The following is a 17,756-nucleotide window of genomic DNA, read 5'->3' as shown; positions in this document are numbered from 1 at the left end:
GTGCCCAGGTGGCTGTGGTGAGAAACTACAATTATCACTAAATCCTTCTCGCCGACCACGCTGGCTTACATCACTAGATTGGCTTCTCCGACCAACTGTGACGCCGTCGATCAACCAACTTAACGATTGCCGATGTCATTTTTGGATCAAGAGTGGAATGGTTGAATGGTGTGCCGATAGCGGAAAGAAAAATACCATCTGAAGCGGACACCTTGTGCAGAATCTCGTTGGCTTGGCGCAATTTCGCAACTCTCTCATTCCAGGAATTGTGCCAAGTTCCAAGCTCCTGTTCGGATAAACCGGTTTGGTGGTCATCTTGTGCTATCCATCTCGGCGTGTTGCGATGAATTCCTTTAATCGGTCACGGATTCGCCTTCGGCAAGGGTTTCCGGCTCTAGTTGCAGACCCGATTCTTGCCGTGCTAACCGTACTTCATCACCATGCCCCTGCTCATACGCCGCCCGATGCGCATGCCGTTCCATCGTCACAATTTTATTGGCTAACCGTTGCAACCGTTGCTGCCACTCTAGGCGTGCGGCAATGCAATGTTTGTTGGAGATAACCTGGCACAGCCACAATGTGTCCATCACGATCATCAATTGATCCAGCAATCGAATCAACTCGACGAATTGCGCAGTCTGCGGCGAGGCAATCTTGGCAACAAATTCCCTGGGGTGCGTATAGGTCGGTGTTTCAGTAATGCCGTTGTCGGCCTTGAGTTTTTCCAACCGTAGTTTTTCCTGCTGCAGCTGCTCGGCGCATTCGGTAATCATCTGACTGACAATGCTTTCGATTTCATCGACCGTTTCCTCTCTGCCGATGATGCGCAGGATCACGTCAATCGCATACAAGGAAACCATCAGTCGATGATAGCTATCACGAATCACCCTAATGGCTTGTTCGCTGTTGATGCTAAACGTGCGCTCGAATATCGGACGACTGATGGCTCGACGCGAGGATGGTTTAGGCTGTGGAGCTGCTTCGGACATGACCGTTTCCTGATGTGGACGAATGGTTCATGATCGTATGCCAAATTCTTTAAGGCCTTTCCGCAGACGACGGCGAATTCGTCATCAGCTGCAAGAACACTTCAAAAAATCTCTGCTTCAATACCCGCCAACAGAAACGGCTGGCCTTCAGCCTTCCGCTTCTTCCCAAACTTTCTCGGCTGGTCTTTCATGATCACCTTGATCCGACTTCGGTCGGCGTTCCGTTTTTAAGCGGCGACGGTGGATTTCCATCGGCGTGTCAGGTGCGTCAAGCCTGATGTGACTATTGATTGTGTTTACCCTGCCGGGCGTATCGATTCCCGCGGGGATTCGGCGTTCCGGCATACCCATCGCCGCGCCGCAGGGTATTGTCATTGTTGAGTCGGGCGCGGCCGACAGGAGGAATGTCATCATGGCCAATCGCGGCGTGAACAAAGCCATCTTGCTGGGCCGGCTCGGCGCCGATCCGGACGTTCGCTACATGCCGAACAACGGCGGCAAAGTCGTCGCTGTCCGTTTGGCAACCAGCGAAGTCTGGAACGATCCTAAAAACGGCAAACAGGAGCGGACCGAATGGCATCGGGTGGTGTTTTTCAAAAAACTCGCCGATACCGCCGAGCAGTATTTACACAAAGGCAGCCAGATCTACATCGAAGGCCGTTTGCGCACCCAGCAATGGGGCCAGGCGAACGATAAGCGGTACCGTACCGAAATCGCCGCCTTTGAATTGCAGATGCTGGATCGCCCTAACGCACCGGCAGCCGCCAACAGTTCGTCATTATCGACAGCAGCCCCTGAGGACGCCGACTGGGATGATGAATACAGCGATATGCCCATCCATTAAACTCTGGCGCGCCGATTATCGGCGTTCGTTGGTTTAACGGTTACACCGCCGACCCGTTTCCGGTTTCGGTATTTCAACCCCCTGGGGAACTCCATTCCCCGGCGGGCGATGGCGTTCCCTTTTTTTATTAAAGGAGACCCACCATGAGCCAAAACAACCGCAACACCTTACCCAAAACCCGCGACCTACCGATGCCTGCTGTTGTTCAGCAAAGCTACGGCCTGTCAGAACAGTCCTGGAAAGTATTGACCGAAGTCACCTTTCCGGCCGCCAAAACCTCGGAAGCCATCCTGATGGCGCTGGATTATTGCAAGGCTCGCAAGCTCGACATCTTCAAAAAGCCGGTGCATATCGTGCCAATGTGGAGTGCCGCTTTAGGCCGTAATGTCGAAACCGTCTGGCCGTCCATCATGGAAATTCAGACTACCGCATCCCGAACTGGTGTTTGGGCCGGCATGGACAGACCCATCTGGGGACCGGATATCACCAAAACCTTTACCGGTCGCTACAAGGACGACAACGAGCAATGGCAGGAATCCAGTGTCACCGTGACCTTTCCAGAATGGGTCGCGGTTACTGTGTACCGGATCGTCGGCGGCAAACGCTGCGCCTTTACCGAGGAGGTTTACTGGCTGGAGGCTTATAGCACAGCCGGTGGTAAAAACTCGCAAGTGCCGACCACCATGTGGATCAAACGCCCCAAGGGGCAATTGGCCAAATGCGGTAAAGCGGCGTCCTTGCGCGCAGCCTTTCCTGAGGAATGCGGCTATGCCGCCGAGGAAATGGATGGCAAAACGCTCGACGACCTCACCGACGCTACCGTCATTGATGGCGAAGCCACCGTATGGGAAGGCAATGCAGGTGATCGGTTTGCTGAATCACCCGAGCACACGCATCAGGTTATCGACGTGTCGCAAATCCATCCCAAGGTGCAAAAGGCCGTCGCGGAATTGGTACGTCGTACCAAGGCGGCAGGTGCCTGGAAAGCAGCCTACGACTATGCCCACCAGAAGTTCAAAGGCATCGACCTGACCTTTGCGTTGGCCGAGTTGGACAAGGTATCGCAGGTCGAACCCAAGGCAACACAAGCCCTGGAACAAACCGAAAACACTGGCATGCCACCCTTGTCCGCGAAAGACATGGCGATGAGTCAGGCCCGTCAAACCCTTGGGCACGCGGCGTAGAAGCGCTGCAATCCCAAATTCTTTAACCACCCACGAGGGCGTCATGATTCGCCCACGGGGTAAGACATGACGCTCTTGTTTTATCAGGAGAGGTCATGAGCACAAACGATCAATCATTAAACCGCGTGCCCTGTCATACCGACTGGCAACGTTACGATTCACCCACCGTGTTACGCCGTCATGGCCGGGGCTTTCTGGAACGCCTTTGGCGCCCCCAGGGCAACGAACCCAATCCGCAAACCATGAGCCAGCCGGAGCTGACGACACTGGCCGAGAGTTTTGGCGGTGTGTGTCTGCCGGCGCAAGACGAACTGCTGTTGCTGTTCGGCGATGGCCATTGGGCCCGGCGTTGCCAGACCCAGTTGCACAAGCTCGGCATCGAGACGGTGCGCTTCGGCTGCCAGGTACAGTTGACCGGATTTTCGCGATGAAGGTCGTCGACGTTTCGCAACGTTCTGATGCCTGGCGGCGGTGGCGATTGCTAGGCGTGAGTGCCAGCGAAGCTGCCATCGTCATGAACCGCTCGCCGTACAAAACCCCGTGGCGGCTCTGGGCCGAGAAAATCGGCCTGGTGCTGGAAGCCAGTCTGGACAACAACCCGTTGATCCGCGCTGGCATACAGCAAGAGCCCGAGGCTTTGCAACGCTTCGAGGATAAACACGAGCTGATGTTATTGCCGCTGTGCGGCGAGTCGGAACAGTATCCCTTGATGCGGGCTTCGTTCGACGGCTTGTCCGACGCGAATGAGCCCGTGGAAATCAAATGTCCGCACGAGACCACGTTTTTGGATGTGCTGTTGAATCGGGAAGCGTCCGAGGCCTATCAGTTGTATTGGTGCCAGGTGCAACAGCAATTGCTGGTATCCGAAGCGCAGCGCGGCTTTTTGTTTTTCTACCACCAAGGCCAGGATGTGGAATTCGAGATTCAGCGCGATGAGAGATTTCTCACCGCCCTAGTCGAGTCAGCAATGGACTTCTGGTCGGCGGTGAAATCGAAAAAGGAACCACACAAGGATCCCGAACGCGATTTGTACTTACCCAAAGGTGATGCGGAAGCGCAATGGCAACAACTGGCGGCGAGTTATCGCAATCGTGCCGTGAAAATCACGGATTTGAAAGCGGAGCTAGCCACCTTGGAGGCTAATCAGGCGGCGATTGAAAAATCGTTGGTATTGCTAATGGGTGATTATGTGGCGGCGGAGCATTCCGGTCTTCGCATCAGCCGTTTTCAAAGCCAGGGTGCTATTGATTACAAGGCGGCACTGCAAGCCTTGCAACCGGATGTTCAGGCTGCGGCACTGGAACGCTATCGTAAACCGTCTGCCACGCGCGTTCGTGTGACCTGCCGGGATGACGACGGCAAACATGCCGAAGTGCCGTTCGATGCCCAAGCCTTGAAAGACCTGGCGGGTGTGGACTCTTGGTTTTGAGGGTTCGTTTCAAGACATCCTGTAACCCTAGTGGTTACGGGATGTTCATTGAAGACGGTCGGCTAAGAGTGTTGACACCGGACATCTCATGGAATCCTTCAGTTTAGGCGTGTCGGTTTTAGGCTGGGCTTATAAAAAAGTCCAACCCAAAACCCGCATCGTTCAGGCATTCCCTTCGTGGAATCCCGAATCCGGTTTCGACCGGCGTTCCGTTGTTAAGCGGCATGAGCGTTTGCTTCGTGTGCCAGGTGCGTCAAGCCTGGTGTGTTTAGTTCGTCCCGTTGGGGTTCATCACCCTCACGGGACTCGATGACCCCTTTTTTCTATTGAAGGAGGTCACTATGAATCACGACTTTTGGAAAACCTTGAACGGCTGGTTGAACGTTGCCCATAGCAACGACATCCAGGCCAAAAAGCGGTTACTGCTGGAGATGCACCGTCAAATTTCGGATCCCGGTTTGAGAAGCGACATTCAGCGTATCCTGCGCTTGATGGATCGGGAGCTGTTGGCCCGCGCCGAATGGGCGATGTACTGCGTCATGCAGTTACGTTAATTTTTTATCGACCCTGGTTTGCCAGGGTTTTAATCACCCGATGGGGCTCATCACCCCTCGGGGCGGTGTGCCCCTTGTCATTTGAGGCTAGTCCTCGAGGAGTTCACCATGTATCAATCCTACTCGATTGCCGATACCTTCGGCATTGCAGCCCCTGCCTCCATGAAAGTCGAAGGTTTTAAATCTGGGCAAAACGCCTATGTACCGGCGCAAAAGCCCTATGTGTTTCGTAAGGATCACTTGCGCGATGTGTTGGCGTTTTTAAGCGCACACAATGGCGATGGCTTATACCTGACCGGTCCGACCGGTTCTGGAAAAACCTCGCTGTTGGAGCAAATTGCGGCGCGTCTCAATTGGGGCGTGCATTCGGTCACCGGTCACGGTCGATTGGAACTTAATGATCTGCTCGGCCAGTACATGCTGGTCGACGGCGGCGCGATGAAGTGGATCGATGGTCCATTGACCTTGGCAGTTCGCCTGGGACACGTGCTGTTGATCAACGAAATCGATGCCATTGATCCGGCCGAGTTAATCGGCTTGAATGAAATCGTCGAAGGGAAACCTCTAACAATTCCGCAAACCGGCGATGTGATTACTCCGCATTCCAAGTTTCGCTTGGTCGCCACCGGCAATAGTGCCGGATCGGGTGATCAATCGGGCTTGTACCAAGGGGTGTTGCGGCAAAACTTGGCGTTTTTGGATCGGTTTCGTTTGATGGAAGTCGGTTACCCCGAACCGGAAGACGAAATGAAGCTGCTGGCCGACGTGGTGCCAACCATGCCGGAAACGGTGCGCGAAAGCATGATCAAAGTCGCCAATCAGATTCGTAAAGTCTTCATCGGCGGCACGGATGGCGGCGGCATGTTGTCGGTGACCTTATCGACCCGTGGTTTGATGCGCTGGGCAACATTGGTGGCGACCTTCAAAAGTGCGCCTAATGCCTTGGCGTATTCCTTGGACAGGGCTTTGACCTTTCGAGCTGAACCCGCCGAACGCGAAGCGATTCATCGCATTGCCAAAGATGTGTTTGGCGATGACTGGACGGTTTAAGCATGGCAGCCTGGAATTTATATCGTCATCGTAATACTGACGGCAGCTCCAAGGACTGGGCAGTCAGGAGTAATTCGGATGGTTCGATTACGACGCGTTGGGGGAAAACGGCAGATACTTTGCCGGGCGTTAGCAACCGATACGGCGTTAAGCAGCATGACATCGAAAAGCAAAAACAGGCCAAAGGCTATGTGTTGGTCGGCGAGGTGGATATTGATGTGAACGGCAATGTGGTGTTTCCGGGTAAGACTTCGGCTACATCATCACAATGGCCTGAATCTGATGAAAATCCCGTGTCTGTGCCGGCACAGCCAGTCGAGTCCTTGTATTGGACCATTAATTGCCATGCAAAGCGAGCTGTCCGAGTGGACTTGGGTATCGAGGTCAGGCGACTGATCGGGGTTATCCAATCCATGTCGAATTGTAATGCTACACCTGAACAGGAATGGAATGGCTGGCAACAATTCATTGATGCCACCCTCAATGCCGAAACCTTTGAACTCAGTGGTCAGATCAAATCAGCCCATGGTGTTTTGCCGTGGCTGTATTTACTGGCACTGAAAACAAAAGGCTTTAAAGGCGTGGCGATTGATATTGCCACCGAAACTGCCCGAGACCTCTCGGTCGATCTGAAAGTTGAACAGGACGTGCTGGCTTTTTTCGGCACTGATCTTGACAGCATCCGGGACACCGCAGAAGTGCTAGGTCTGCTCAAACCCCGATTAAATCTGGCAGCGGCCATGTCCGACACGGACGACTGCTGGTTTTAACCGGTTTGTTATTTTCATTTAACCCGACAGGGGCACATCGGCCCCGCGGGGATGGGTGTGCCCTCTACTTTTTAGGAGGTTCCCATGTCTCATGAAACGCAAATTATCTTGGACCGCGTGGTCTTGGTGAAAGTCGAAGCCAATATCTACGGCGCCCGCAAGAAACTGAAAAAAGAGGACCTAGTTTTGGCCGATGGTAGCAAATTGCCGCCGGAGGATTTAGCCAGCCTGGGTTCCAAACGTTTGCTCGATCCCGATAAGCTGACGGTGTTCAACCGTCTGAAGAAGGAAGCCGAACGCATTTGTTTACGCGTCGGCACCCGCTTTCTGGGTGGCTTTGCCGTGCCGGTTGAGTCCGCAGTCAGTATTACCGCTGAACTCGAGCGCATCGCCCTGGATTTTGCAGCGGCTAAAACAGAGTTTATTGCCGGTTACGATGCGGCGGTGACGGATTGGGTGGTTCGCCATCCGGAGTTTGCCGACATCATCGAACAAGCTGTGGATTCGGTGGAGTTTGTCTCGACGCGGTTGTCGTTTGATTTTCTGGTGGTCAGTGTCGGGTTACCCGAAAGCTTACCGCCAGCAGATGTCGCGCGTCTCGACAGCAAAATCGGTTCACTCAGTGAGCAGATGTTCTACGAAATCTCCGTGGAAGCCAATCAACTCATCGAGCAATCGTTGCTTGGCAAGGAGCAAGTGACGCGGAATGCGTTACGGCCGATTCGCCGGATGCGAGACAAGCTCGATGGGCTAGGTTTTCTGGATCATCGGGTCGCTCCGGTCGTCAGCACCATTGACGATCTTCTGGCGAGAATTCCCAACAAAGGTGCAATTGAAGGCAGCATTTTGCAGGAGATTTTGGCCACGGCGATGCTGTTGTCCGATCCGGATAAAACCCGGCGGCACGGTGAAGGCTTGTTGGCGACTCAATTGCCAGTTGTTGATGAGACTGAAGAAGTCATCGAATACGCGGAGTCCAAGCCACCAGCAGTACTCGTCGTACCAACAGAGCCGACACCCGTCATCGCTGAGAGCGCTGCAGACAGCCCTGATTTTACCGATCTGTTTGATGGCATCTTTGACGATGAGCTCGAAGTGGAATCGGCATCCGATAACTGGGCGTTGGAGGTTTTGCTGGATAAAAGTCAATCCAATTTGGAAACCGATAGCGATGCGGCTAAATACGAACACTCGGAAAACACAGCGGAACCGGCAACGGTGACGGCAGGAGACGATGAGGAGGCGGACGATTCCGACCAGGATTACTGGTTCTGATCCTACGCCATTTAACACTTCACCCACTGGGGCAAATTCATGTCCCGCTGGGGCCGTGGTTTGCCCCAATTTTTGGAGCACACCATGAAAAATAGAACCTTACACAACGCATTTCCCATCGTCGCGGCGGCCATTGGCAATCGCTTTGGCGTCAAAGTCAGTGTCGGCGGTGATAAAGCCGAAACCGATGGCCAAACCATTTGGCTGCCAGCCTATGAGGGCGACGATGCGGATTATCAGGATTACGCCTGGGGACTGTTGGCCCACGAGGCGGCGCATATTCGTTATTCGGATTTTACGCTGCGCTTTGGGCATTCGGTATTACGCAGGCGCTTATGCGGTGCCATCGAAGATGTCCGCATCGAGCACGAACTGGCCAAGGACTTTCCAGGCACGCGGCTGACAATACGCACGGTGATTGAAAAGATGATTGCTAAAGGCGACTTTGTGGCCAACAGCATTGATGATCATCCGGCCAATATTCTGTACAGCTATGTCTTGAAAAGTCTGCGAGCCAGGGTGTTGGGTCAATCGGCGTTATTGCCATTGGTCGAGCAAACTGAAGCGGCATTGAAAGCGAAATTTCCGAAAGGTGCGGTAACGCGCCTGAAAGGCTTGCTGTCAGAAGTGCCGCAGGGTTTGCAATCGGAATCCGATTGTCTGCAGTTGACTGATCGCATCCTGACCATGATTGAGCAGGAATTCGAACAACAACGACAGCGTAATCAGGCCCAGAAATCGGCAGATGAGGAAACGTCGCCTGAACCGGATGATACCGATCAGGATGCTGAACCAGCCAGTTCTAATAATACGGACGGCCCGGATTCCTCGGATGACGTGGAAGCCGATGAACGATTGCCCAACGATACTGATGACGAATCATCGTCTAAACCAGGGGGTAATGATACGTCGGATCCGGAAGATTCTGACGATGAACCGGCAACGCCATCCGACAGTTCTTCATCCAACCCGCAAGGTGAAAATGAAAATAACGCGGAGATTGCCGATCCGATGGGCGTGTTGCAAACCCTGTTGTCCGCTGGTGACAGTGACATTGAGCAGGATTTATTCGAGTCATTGAAATCGGCATTGTCGTTGGCGGCGGAAAATGGTTCGGAATTGCTGATGCCCAGTGGCCTCGAGCCACCTATGGACGATCAGGCCGGTGCGTTTTTACTGCGCAAGGTGCAAGGCGAATCAGGAAAAATCCGCGCCGCGTTGCAAGGACTGGTGCAGTCGCAAACCCTCAACCGCTCACAACATGCCTGTCGTGGACGGCGGATGGATGGCAAGCGTTTACACCGCTTACCACTCGGTGAAACCAAGCTGTTTCAGCGCAAAGAGACCAAAGCGGCACCGAATACGGCGATTCATTTGCTACTCGATAAATCCGAAAGCATGGGTTATCAGGTCACCGATAGCCACGGTCAGCCCATTGGATCGCGAATGCCGATTGCGTTGGAAGCCACCTTGGCGCTGGCGTTGGCCTTTGAAAGCATTCCTGGGGTTAATCCTGGAGTGACCGCGTTTCCAGGCCATCAAGATGACTCGGTGTTCCGTCTGCTTGAGCATGGTCAACGCGTCAATACCCGAACCGGTGCCTTTTCGCTGGCCGCTACCGGCAGTACGCCGATGACTGAAGCTATTTGGTTTGGTGCGGCGTCACTGCTGCGATGCCGGGAACCGCGCAAAGTGTTGATGGTGATGACCGATGGTCAGCCCAACGATACATTGAGCACGCTGGAACTGTTACAGCGTTGTCGCGATAGTGGCATTGAAACCGTCGGTGTTGGCTTGGGATTGGATGTCAGCCATCTATTCCCGATTGCTATCACTATTAACGATCTATCGGAGCTAAGAGCGCAATTGTTCGAACTCTCGAAAGCGGTGTTGTTGGCGGCGTAAGTATCGGCCAGTCAATTATCCGTAGCCCAATCCTTAGCTTACTGCCTTGGATTGTGGCTATGGGTAACTGATTGCAACCGCCGTTTGTCGAATGCACTCACTTACTTGAGCCCATTCGACAAACAGACATTTCATGCGTTCTTTGATGAATGCTGAATCCGACTTCGGTCGGCGTTCCGTCTTCAGGCGGCGAGCACGTTAAACCGTGATCGTGTCGGGTGCGTTAAGCCCGATGTAAAGCGCAGTGGTATTCGCTACTGCAAATCTAAAACCCGCTTCGGGCGACCATCGCCCGGCCGGGCGCTGTTCATTCGAAGTATTTTCTTAAATTTTCAAAGGAGAACTTCAATGAACTTTATTTTCGGCGTCATCTTACTGGCTATGTTTATCCTCGCCTTGCGGGTGATTTGGGCAACGGCGTTGCAACTACTGGGTGTGTTGAAAAATTCGACTCAAGTGTTGCACCGCTATCGTGCGCAGCGTTTGGCAAGTAAACGGCTACCGGTCATCATGCCACGTAGCCGCGAGGACAGGGATTGGTTGGCTATGTCGGATTCTGTGCGTCAGGAAATTCATAGTCGCAACTCAGGCTCCAATCGGCAAGTTGATCGGTTGGACGTGGAGTTGCAGGTAAAAACCAAAACCATGGAACTGATCAAAGCCGATATTCAAATCGCCAAGTTGCAACTGGAATTGGAAAAAGTCAGACCAATAGCAGCTTTAGATGTGCCGAAAGCCGGTAAACGGACAAAACGCTCGAAAAAACCTGCTTCACTGGTGGAGGATGATTTAGCCAAATCATCCCATCCTGTGCGTCAATTAAGGACTGCTCTCAAGTCTGGCAATGGCCTGGTGATTGAGGCTAATGAGCTTGCCCGCCATTGAAAACCGACCACTGAGTACCCGTTTGTGTTTTGACGATACGGACGGGGCTTCTGTTGATGGGTTGGTCAAATTGAGTCCGCAATAAATCTGATGGCAACAAAGCCGAAAGATCGTGTTGGCTCTCTCGCCTGAGTTGGCGAATACGACTTAATAGTGTCCAAGCGATTTCTGGATCGTCAATATCGTTCAAGACTTCCGCTTCGGCGGCGTCCAAATCAGCAAATAATTTTTTGCAGATTGGGGTGGATTGATCGTTGCACTCCAACGGAATCGCCATCGGTTTTCGACTTGGATACTTCTCTTCTGTCTGCTTAGGACTGAGGAAATCAAAAATACGCAAAATATCGTCAAACATGGCTATTTCTCTGCTTTTTAGTGAGTTTTAGTCACCATATACCGAATTTTGCGCGAATTCAACCCCGCTGTGCGAGCCGAATTTCGGCTTTAATCAGCGTTTTATCCCAGCAGGAACACCATCCTGCCAGGTGGTCGTTCCTGCAATTTTTGGAGGACATGACCATGAATACAATCAACCAACCCAGCGCTGGCACAACCCCTGCCGAAATCAGCGCGGTCCGCTATCTGAATCAGTACCGCTGCCCTTACTGCCAAACCGAATGGGAGGATGGTTGGGATTGCGGCTGTAACGATCGGTGCCCTGATTGCAACAAGGAAATCGAGCCTTATGAAAGCGCATTGATCGCGGGTGAATCGGCGGAAACCGAATTGCCAGGTGAAGAGCCCGACTCAACGAATGTCACGGCGACGGGGGTAAATCGGTTCTTCGTGGTTTCTTACGAAATCGACTACGTGCACCGGGTGTCGGTGGGTATCACCGCGGACAGTCCCGAATCGGCGCAACAGATTGCCGAACAGGCATTCAACGATGCCACGATTTGGGATGACACCGCCGCCATGCCGTCATTGTCCGATGAGTACCTTGAGTCGGGCGATGAAAGCCTAGCCTGGGAATGCGTGGCCGTTGCACAGTTGCCAGACCCGGATCATTCGGTACGGCAATTGAAGCAGGAACAAGCCGCCATGCGGGTTTGCCGGGGATTGGTTGAAGCCTATCAACAAGGCGAAGCCAACGGCGGCAGTATCGATTGGGAGGATTTGGATCAGTTAATCCCTCTGGCATTACAAGCCTTGGGAAAACCTGCACTGGACATCCAATCCTGAAAACTGCGCACTGAAATTTTAAGCACGCAATTTTTACAAATCTGAGTTAGCCAAATCATCCGATTCGGTACTCATTTTTATCCACCCAAACGGGAATGTCTTATTCCCGCTGGGGAATCGTGATGTTTCCGTTTTTTCATTGAGGACAACATCATGAATCAAATCTTTGAACACACCTTCAGCACGGGTCATTGCATCCACTATCAGCGTTTGGCCTCCGGCACCTGTTATCACGCCGACACACCGGAATCGGTGGTCGAGCTGTTGGAACAGCTTCGGCATAGCCGGCGCAAAATTCGGCTGTATTACGGCGATCCAACAACCGGTCAGTCCTGGCTCGATGAACATGATGTCATCGGCTGGATTGGCCGCTCGACCGGCACGATCAAAGTGCCGTTGTTGATCGAACCCGGTGATATCGGCGGTCCGGCATTACTGGATCACTGCATAGTCCGTGTCGACAGTCCCCGCCAGGTGCTTTACCAACACGAAGACTTTCGCGTCGGCGAGGTGGAACTGGTGAGAGGTGAGCTTAAACGCTTGCTCTGGGAAATCAGGATCGACGGCAGCGTGCATGCCCGGTTCAAAGTAAAAACCGAAGCCTGGCAGTACCAGGACTTCATTCAAGGTAAGCGGTTCGCGTTGATCTGACGCGCCGTTTGATTTCGACACTCGGTTAAGCCGAGATTTTCACACTACCCCTGCGGGATGATTCTATCCCGCCAGGGATAAATCGGTCGCCAGGGGATTCTTTGGAGAATACCATGACAGACCCTTATCAATACTACCCCACGCCAGAAGCACTGAGTCGTAAAGCTTGGGCGATGTTCAAGAACCAGCAATTCGCGCGGGTATTGGAGCCTTCAGCAGGCGAAGGACATTTGCTGCGTCCAGGGCCATACCAGTACGGTAAACGTTTGCCGATCGATTGCATTGAAATCGATATCCGCAAACACGCGGTTCTGCGCGATGAAGGCTATGCGGTGGTGGGGATGGATTTTCTGCAGTTTCAAAGCGGCAGTGTCTATTCTCACATCATCATGAATCCGCCGTTTGCCGAAGGCGCCAAACACGTGTTGAAGGCTTGGGAGATTTTATTCGACGGTGAAATCGTCGCCATTCTCAATGCCGAAACCGTGCGCAATCCGTTTTCGAAAGAACGCCAGCTGTTAGTACGGTTGATCGAGCAGCACGGCGAGGTCGAGTTTTTATCGGAAATGTTCGCCGGCGAGGATGCCGAACGCAAAACGCCGGTCGACGTGGCCCTGGTCTGGTTGAAAAAAACTTCGAGGTTCGAACAGGACATCCTCGGCAGTATTCTGGACGATTTGCGCCAGGATCGTCGGGAGGCCGACGATTTAGCGGGCGAGTTTCAACTGCCCCATGAGTTGGCCTTGCCGAATGCCTTTATCGATAACGCGGTGTTGATGTTCAATGCCGCCGTCGAAGCCGCGCGACAGGCCGTGGTCAGTGAAGCCCGTGCCAGCCGGTATCGAACCATGCTGGGCAAAACCCTCGGCGAACTGAGCGGTGGTGGTATCAGCAGTGAAGACGACTCGTCATCGGATGCGGTGAAGCGGACGCTGTTCAAACGCTATCATGATCTGAAGAATCGGGCCTGGGCCAGCATCTTACGCTCGACACAGGTCACCTCGCGCTTGTCATCGACGGCGCAGAAACGCTTGGAGTCGGATTTTGAAGCGGTGAAGTCCTTGGAATTTACCGTGCCGAATATCTATGGCTTTCTGCAAGGCATCATCGATCAGCAAGGTGAAATTCAACTGAGCATGGTGTGCGATGTGTTTGATCTGATCACCCGCTATGTCAGCGATAACGCGGTGTTCTACATGGGCTGGAAATCCAATGATAAACATCGCACCTTGGGCATGCGGATCAAGACCACGCGTTTCGTTCTACCAGGGCACAAAGTTGAGTCGTACCATAGTAGTCTGAACTGGGAGTCGGAACGGCTGTTAGCGGATTTCGACAAGGTTTTTGCCTTGCTCGATGGCAAGACCGAAGCGGAAGTGAGCTTGGTGTCGGTGTTCCGGCAGCATTTTCACGCGCTTCGTGTCGGCAAGCGGATTGGCGGCAGTTATTTTGACGTTCGCTATTATCCGGGCGTTGGCACCATCCACTTTTTTCCGAAAAGCAAAACCTTGATCGACCGCATGAACCGTTGGGTCGGTCGCCAGCGCCGCTGGTTACCGCCGGTGGAAAGCCAAGCTGGACAAGGTTTCTGGCAGCAGTTCGAACAGGCAGAGAACTTAGATCGGGCGTTTCACACCGAAGTGAACAAGCAGTGTCCACGCAGTAGCCGGCATGTCCATTTCGATCCCTTTTGGGCGATCAAGCACGGCGGCGAGTCGGAACGGGAAAAAGGCCATCGCCTGTTAACCCAGGCGATGAGCACGGTACTTGCCAGCCGAGGCATCGATCCCGATGCGGTCTTGGAAAACGAAGAATCCAGCTTGCTGGAATGGGCCGAGGCTCTACCATTGGATACAGACCTGGCTATGGCATCGTAAATCGGTGTTAGACCGGGACTTAACTTAACCACTGGCCTAGCCAGTACTACCCGCCTCGGGGAGATGATCCGTTCTCCCCCGTCGGGGTTGGACTGTGTCGTTTCCTCGGGGCTTTTTTATTCGAGGAACTCACATGAACACCACACAATTATCGGTAAACCCCGAAAAATTGATCAACAACTTACGCTTCAGCTTTACCCAGTCCACCACGGTACTGGGCGAGTTGATGCAAAATGCCCGCCGCGCCGGCGCCAGGTTCATCAGCTTCGAGTATTCGGAAGACGCTCGAACCTTGACGTTGTGTGACGATGGCTGCGGCATCGCCTGTTTGAAAACGTTACTCACCGTAGCAGAGTCCGGCTGGGATGTTGAGGTCATCGAACGGGAACATCCGTTTGGACTTGGATTTTTGTCAGCCATTTTTGCCTGCGAAGCCATCAGCGTCGACAGCAAAGGCGGTCGATTTTCGGTGGATACGGTTGAGCTATTGGCTTTCCAACCGATTGCGATCGAGCCAGTTGACTGGAAAGGCATCACGCGTTTGACGCTGACCCAGTTCAAACCGGAAGCGGATCGGATTGAATCCCAGTTGCGTCGTTTGGCACGGGGATTTCCGATTGACGTGCGCTTTAACGGTGCCAGCCTGGATCGGCCGCGAGCGGTCAATTCAACATTACCGTTCATCGAGACCGAACTGGGTGAGCTGTATTTGTATGGTTTATCCCAGGGCGAAGACTGGTTGCAGCAATCGGAGTATTTTCATCTGTATCTGCAAGGTTTACCGGTCTATCACAGTCATCACGAACGAGACCCCGGTCATGTCATCCACTTGGATTCCAGCCGCTTTTTCGCGCGGCTACCGGACCGGGATAAGTTGATCGATGAAGCGCAGGTGATTGCCGAGGTTAAACACGTTCTGCAACGGGAAGCCAGGCAGCGCCTGGAAGTGATCAAGAACCAGCTGTCGGCGGTGGCGTTTGTACAGGGCTACAACACCCTGAAAACTTACCGCTGCCTGGATTTACTGAATGACGTGCCGGTCTTGCCCCAACAGGTATTGGCGATCATTCAGGACTATCCGATCAGGGAAGGTTGCAGCAGCGTCAATTTGGCAACGGTTTCACAACCGGTCAGTCGAAGCGATGTGGAAAACGGCCTCGTTAAAGTTGCCGACTTGGATGATCTCGATGAGGTCGGTGCGCTACGCTGGATGTTCGCTTGGCACAGGGATTATCGGGTGTTTCGGCCGGGGTTGGATGCCAGGCATTGGCTGTTTTCGTACCTGGTCGATTTGGACGGACCGGCCATCACCCTGGACATCGTCAACGAAACGCACCGCGCGTTTTTTGCAGGGCAATGGGTGAGTGGTCAGGCGGTATTTTGTGAACAATACCGGTTAACACTGAATGGCGAGTCTGTCGACATCGATAACGATGCCGTCTATGACGAGGATCAGGACTGCTTCATCGTACCCAGTCGGGAATCATCCGGGTTGGTGGGTTGCCAAGCATCGTCCTACTACGACGAATGGGATACGTTCATGGAATCCGCCAAGGAAGCCGATGAATGGGATTTTCATAACTTCGTGGTGGCCAACACGGCGGATAAACCGGCGGATGCATTGCAACGACTGCTGCCGAAATTTGGCAGTTGTCCGGCGCTGTTTTCCAAGACCTTTCAAATCGTGCTCGGCAATGATGGTGATGTCGTCACCGTTGCGGAAATGTAGCCAAAACCAATCGGACCGATGGCTGCGGCTGCCTTAGCCCGTGGCTTTTGGCGGGTTTTCTGGCGAACGACCACTTAACAAGCACGCATTCCAAAACACCTGACGCAGACATAGCGTCAGCTTAAGCCTCTTTAGCGAAATGTGTTCTGCCGACGGGCAACGTCGGTAGACATCGCTGACGAGGCTTTGAATATTTTTACAACCCTTCCGGAGAAAGTCCACCCCGGAAGGGGACGGCTTTCTCCAATTATTAAGATTACGGGAGAAAGCCCATGTTATTCATTCGAGGAACCAATAATCGTTACCGTATGGCCGATGAACAGGATGTCATCTTAGAGGCCATTCAGATCTACAACCGCACGTTCAGTCGAGGCGAAGCCTTGACCAGTCCGGACAAGGCGAAGGACTGTATCAAGTTGAAATTGGCGCCGTATGAGCACGAAGTATTTGTGTGTCTGTTCTTGGACAATCAACATCGCGTCATCGCGTGCGATGAATTATTCCGGGGGACGATTGATGGCGCTAGCGTGTATCCGCGCGAAGTTGTCAAGGCCTCCATGCACTACAATGCCGCGGCTCTGATCATGGCGCATAACCATCCGTCCGGAATCAGCGACCCTAGTCAGGCCGATCGCGTGATTACAGCAAAACTTAAAGAAGCCTTGGCCTTGATTGACGTTCGCGTACTGGATCACTTCATCGTCGGCGAAACCGTGTATTCATTCGCTGAACATGGCTTGTTGTGAAAAGTTAATGGCGCCGGGACTATTCCTCGGTATCCAAGGCAGGCGTATGTATCAACGAAGTTGAACAATGGATTCGCCATCGATAACTAAGAGGCGACATTGATACGACTGCTTTAAATGAGATACAACCCACGTCTCCCCAGAATTAGTAGCTAAGCATGCTCTGGTTTCTGGGGGGGCTAACTCTTGGCGAGTCAGGATACGGCCAGGAGCAGACGATCATGACTGTCCGCTTGCAGGTTGTGTGGCCGTTCCAGCCGGCTCGGTGCACTTTGGACGTCTCAGAAGTGAAGGTCGGGGCTTCGTCTAGGAGGAAATCGAATAGAAGCCAGGTGCGAGAGGTGGTCTGCAGAGGGGTGCTTAGCCCCGGTCCATTGTGCGCAGGAGTGTGCATCCGTTTCGGGCAAGAGCTTCAGCAGCCTCGTCATTTGAAAGGCCCCACAGCGGGCCTAGGCCTTCGGCGGTTCGGAGGGCGTTCCAAGGCATGATTGGTTTGCCAGCGACCTTCGCAAAAGGCCCATCGCTCTCAGGCACAACGCGGTCGCGCGGCATCGCCGCTGCCAAAGCTCGACCATTTGCAGACTCAAACATCGCCGGACCGATACTGAACCAACACCCGTGCGATGCGGCGGCCTTCAGTTCGGCCAAGCTCCCAGAGAACCAGTGCATGACCACAGTTCCGAAAT

General features: G+C 53.3%; 19 protein-coding genes. 16 read left to right on the top strand and 3 right to left on the bottom strand.

Features of this window, described 5'->3' with window-relative positions; translation table 11 throughout:
• Positions 1-202 (top strand): ubiquitination-like system serine protease family protein (locus AC3B8H_RS09215; protein WP_488441294.1); only part of this gene is annotated, 202 nt, incomplete at its 5' end.
• Between the two features lie 151 nt (positions 203-353).
• Here the strand turns inward: AC3B8H_RS09215 and AC3B8H_RS09210 are convergent.
• Positions 354-989, bottom strand: coding sequence for a hypothetical protein (locus AC3B8H_RS09210; protein ID WP_488441293.1), 636 nt, complete (start codon positions 987-989; stop codon positions 354-356).
• A gap of 343 nt (positions 990-1,332) precedes the next feature.
• Here AC3B8H_RS09210 and ssb point away from each other — a divergent pair, with 343 nt between their 5' ends.
• The 10 genes from ssb (at position 1,333) to AC3B8H_RS09160 (ending at position 10,885) form a co-directional block, all read left to right on the top strand.
• Positions 1,333-1,833: a single-stranded DNA-binding protein gene (gene ssb, locus AC3B8H_RS09205; protein WP_488441295.1), complete on the top strand. Its 501-nt coding sequence runs from the start codon at positions 1,333-1,335 to the stop codon at positions 1,831-1,833.
• A 143-nt stretch (positions 1,834-1,976) separates the two neighbouring features.
• Positions 1,977-3,017 carry a phage recombination protein Bet gene (bet, locus tag AC3B8H_RS09200; protein WP_488441292.1) on the top strand — a complete coding sequence of 347 codons (1,041 nt, stop codon included), beginning with the start codon at positions 1,977-1,979 and terminating at the stop codon, positions 3,015-3,017.
• Positions 3,018-3,112: 95 nt separating this feature from the next.
• Positions 3,113-3,448 (top strand): hypothetical protein, encoded by a 336-nt coding sequence (locus AC3B8H_RS09195; RefSeq protein WP_488441291.1) that lies wholly within the window; start codon positions 3,113-3,115, stop codon positions 3,446-3,448.
• Positions 3,445-4,446 carry a YqaJ viral recombinase family nuclease gene (locus tag AC3B8H_RS09190; RefSeq protein ID WP_488441290.1) on the top strand — a complete coding sequence of 334 codons (1,002 nt, stop codon included), beginning with the start codon at positions 3,445-3,447 and terminating at the stop codon, positions 4,444-4,446. Before AC3B8H_RS09195 ends, AC3B8H_RS09190 begins: the two co-directional genes overlap by 4 nt.
• A gap of 341 nt (positions 4,447-4,787) precedes the next feature.
• Positions 4,788-5,000, top strand: coding sequence for a hypothetical protein (locus AC3B8H_RS09185; RefSeq protein WP_488441289.1), 213 nt, complete (start codon positions 4,788-4,790; stop codon positions 4,998-5,000).
• A 108-nt stretch (positions 5,001-5,108) separates the two neighbouring features.
• Entirely contained in the window at positions 5,109-6,050 is a 942-nt protein-coding gene (locus AC3B8H_RS09180) for an AAA family ATPase (RefSeq protein WP_488441288.1), read from the top strand.
• 2 nt (positions 6,051-6,052) lie between these two features.
• Positions 6,053-6,820, top strand: coding sequence for a hypothetical protein (locus tag AC3B8H_RS09175; protein ID WP_488441287.1), 768 nt, complete (start codon positions 6,053-6,055; stop codon positions 6,818-6,820).
• Positions 6,821-6,904: 84 nt separating this feature from the next.
• Positions 6,905-8,095, top strand: a complete 1,191-nt coding sequence (locus tag AC3B8H_RS09170; RefSeq protein WP_488441286.1) for a DUF3150 domain-containing protein — start codon at positions 6,905-6,907, stop codon at positions 8,093-8,095.
• Positions 8,096-8,179: 84 nt separating this feature from the next.
• Positions 8,180-10,000: a VWA domain-containing protein gene (locus AC3B8H_RS09165; protein ID WP_488441285.1), complete on the top strand. Its 1,821-nt coding sequence runs from the start codon at positions 8,180-8,182 to the stop codon at positions 9,998-10,000.
• A gap of 348 nt (positions 10,001-10,348) precedes the next feature.
• Complete coding sequence (locus AC3B8H_RS09160) at positions 10,349-10,885, top strand: hypothetical protein (RefSeq protein WP_488441284.1); 537 nt, start codon at positions 10,349-10,351, stop codon at positions 10,883-10,885.
• On the opposite strand, the gene AC3B8H_RS09155 is transcribed toward AC3B8H_RS09160, so the two are convergent.
• Positions 10,863-11,240, bottom strand: a complete 378-nt coding sequence (locus tag AC3B8H_RS09155; RefSeq protein ID WP_488441283.1) for a hypothetical protein — start codon at positions 11,238-11,240, stop codon at positions 10,863-10,865. The two genes, AC3B8H_RS09160 and AC3B8H_RS09155, sit on opposite strands and share 23 nt — an antisense overlap.
• Positions 11,241-11,404: 164 nt before the next feature.
• On the opposite strand from AC3B8H_RS09155, the gene AC3B8H_RS09150 reads away from it, so the two are divergent.
• The 5 genes from AC3B8H_RS09150 (at position 11,405) to radC (ending at position 17,070) form a co-directional block, all read left to right on the top strand.
• Positions 11,405-12,067: a hypothetical protein gene (locus AC3B8H_RS09150; RefSeq protein WP_488441282.1), complete on the top strand. Its 663-nt coding sequence runs from the start codon at positions 11,405-11,407 to the stop codon at positions 12,065-12,067.
• A 153-nt stretch (positions 12,068-12,220) separates the two neighbouring features.
• Positions 12,221-12,718, top strand: coding sequence for a hypothetical protein (locus AC3B8H_RS09145; protein WP_488441281.1), 498 nt, complete (start codon positions 12,221-12,223; stop codon positions 12,716-12,718).
• 113 nt (positions 12,719-12,831) lie between these two features.
• On the top strand, positions 12,832-14,595 hold the full coding sequence (locus AC3B8H_RS09140) for a DUF4942 domain-containing protein (protein WP_488441280.1): 1,764 nt from the start codon (positions 12,832-12,834) through the stop codon (positions 14,593-14,595).
• A 133-nt stretch (positions 14,596-14,728) separates the two neighbouring features.
• Positions 14,729-16,324, top strand: coding sequence for a hypothetical protein (locus AC3B8H_RS09135; protein WP_488441279.1), 1,596 nt, complete (start codon positions 14,729-14,731; stop codon positions 16,322-16,324).
• Between the two features lie 272 nt (positions 16,325-16,596).
• Positions 16,597-17,070 carry a RadC family protein gene (gene radC, locus AC3B8H_RS09130; RefSeq protein ID WP_488441278.1) on the top strand — a complete coding sequence of 158 codons (474 nt, stop codon included), beginning with the start codon at positions 16,597-16,599 and terminating at the stop codon, positions 17,068-17,070.
• Positions 17,071-17,430: 360 nt separating this feature from the next.
• On the opposite strand, the gene AC3B8H_RS09125 is transcribed toward radC, so the two are convergent.
• The coding region (locus tag AC3B8H_RS09125; RefSeq protein WP_488441277.1) for a TatD family hydrolase at positions 17,431-17,756 on the bottom strand (326 nt) is incomplete at its 5' end.

The organism is Methylomonas sp. BG-2 (assembly GCF_057766305.1).
Note: the sequence above shows the minus strand (reverse complement) of the source record. Positions and strands in the feature narration are given on the sequence as shown.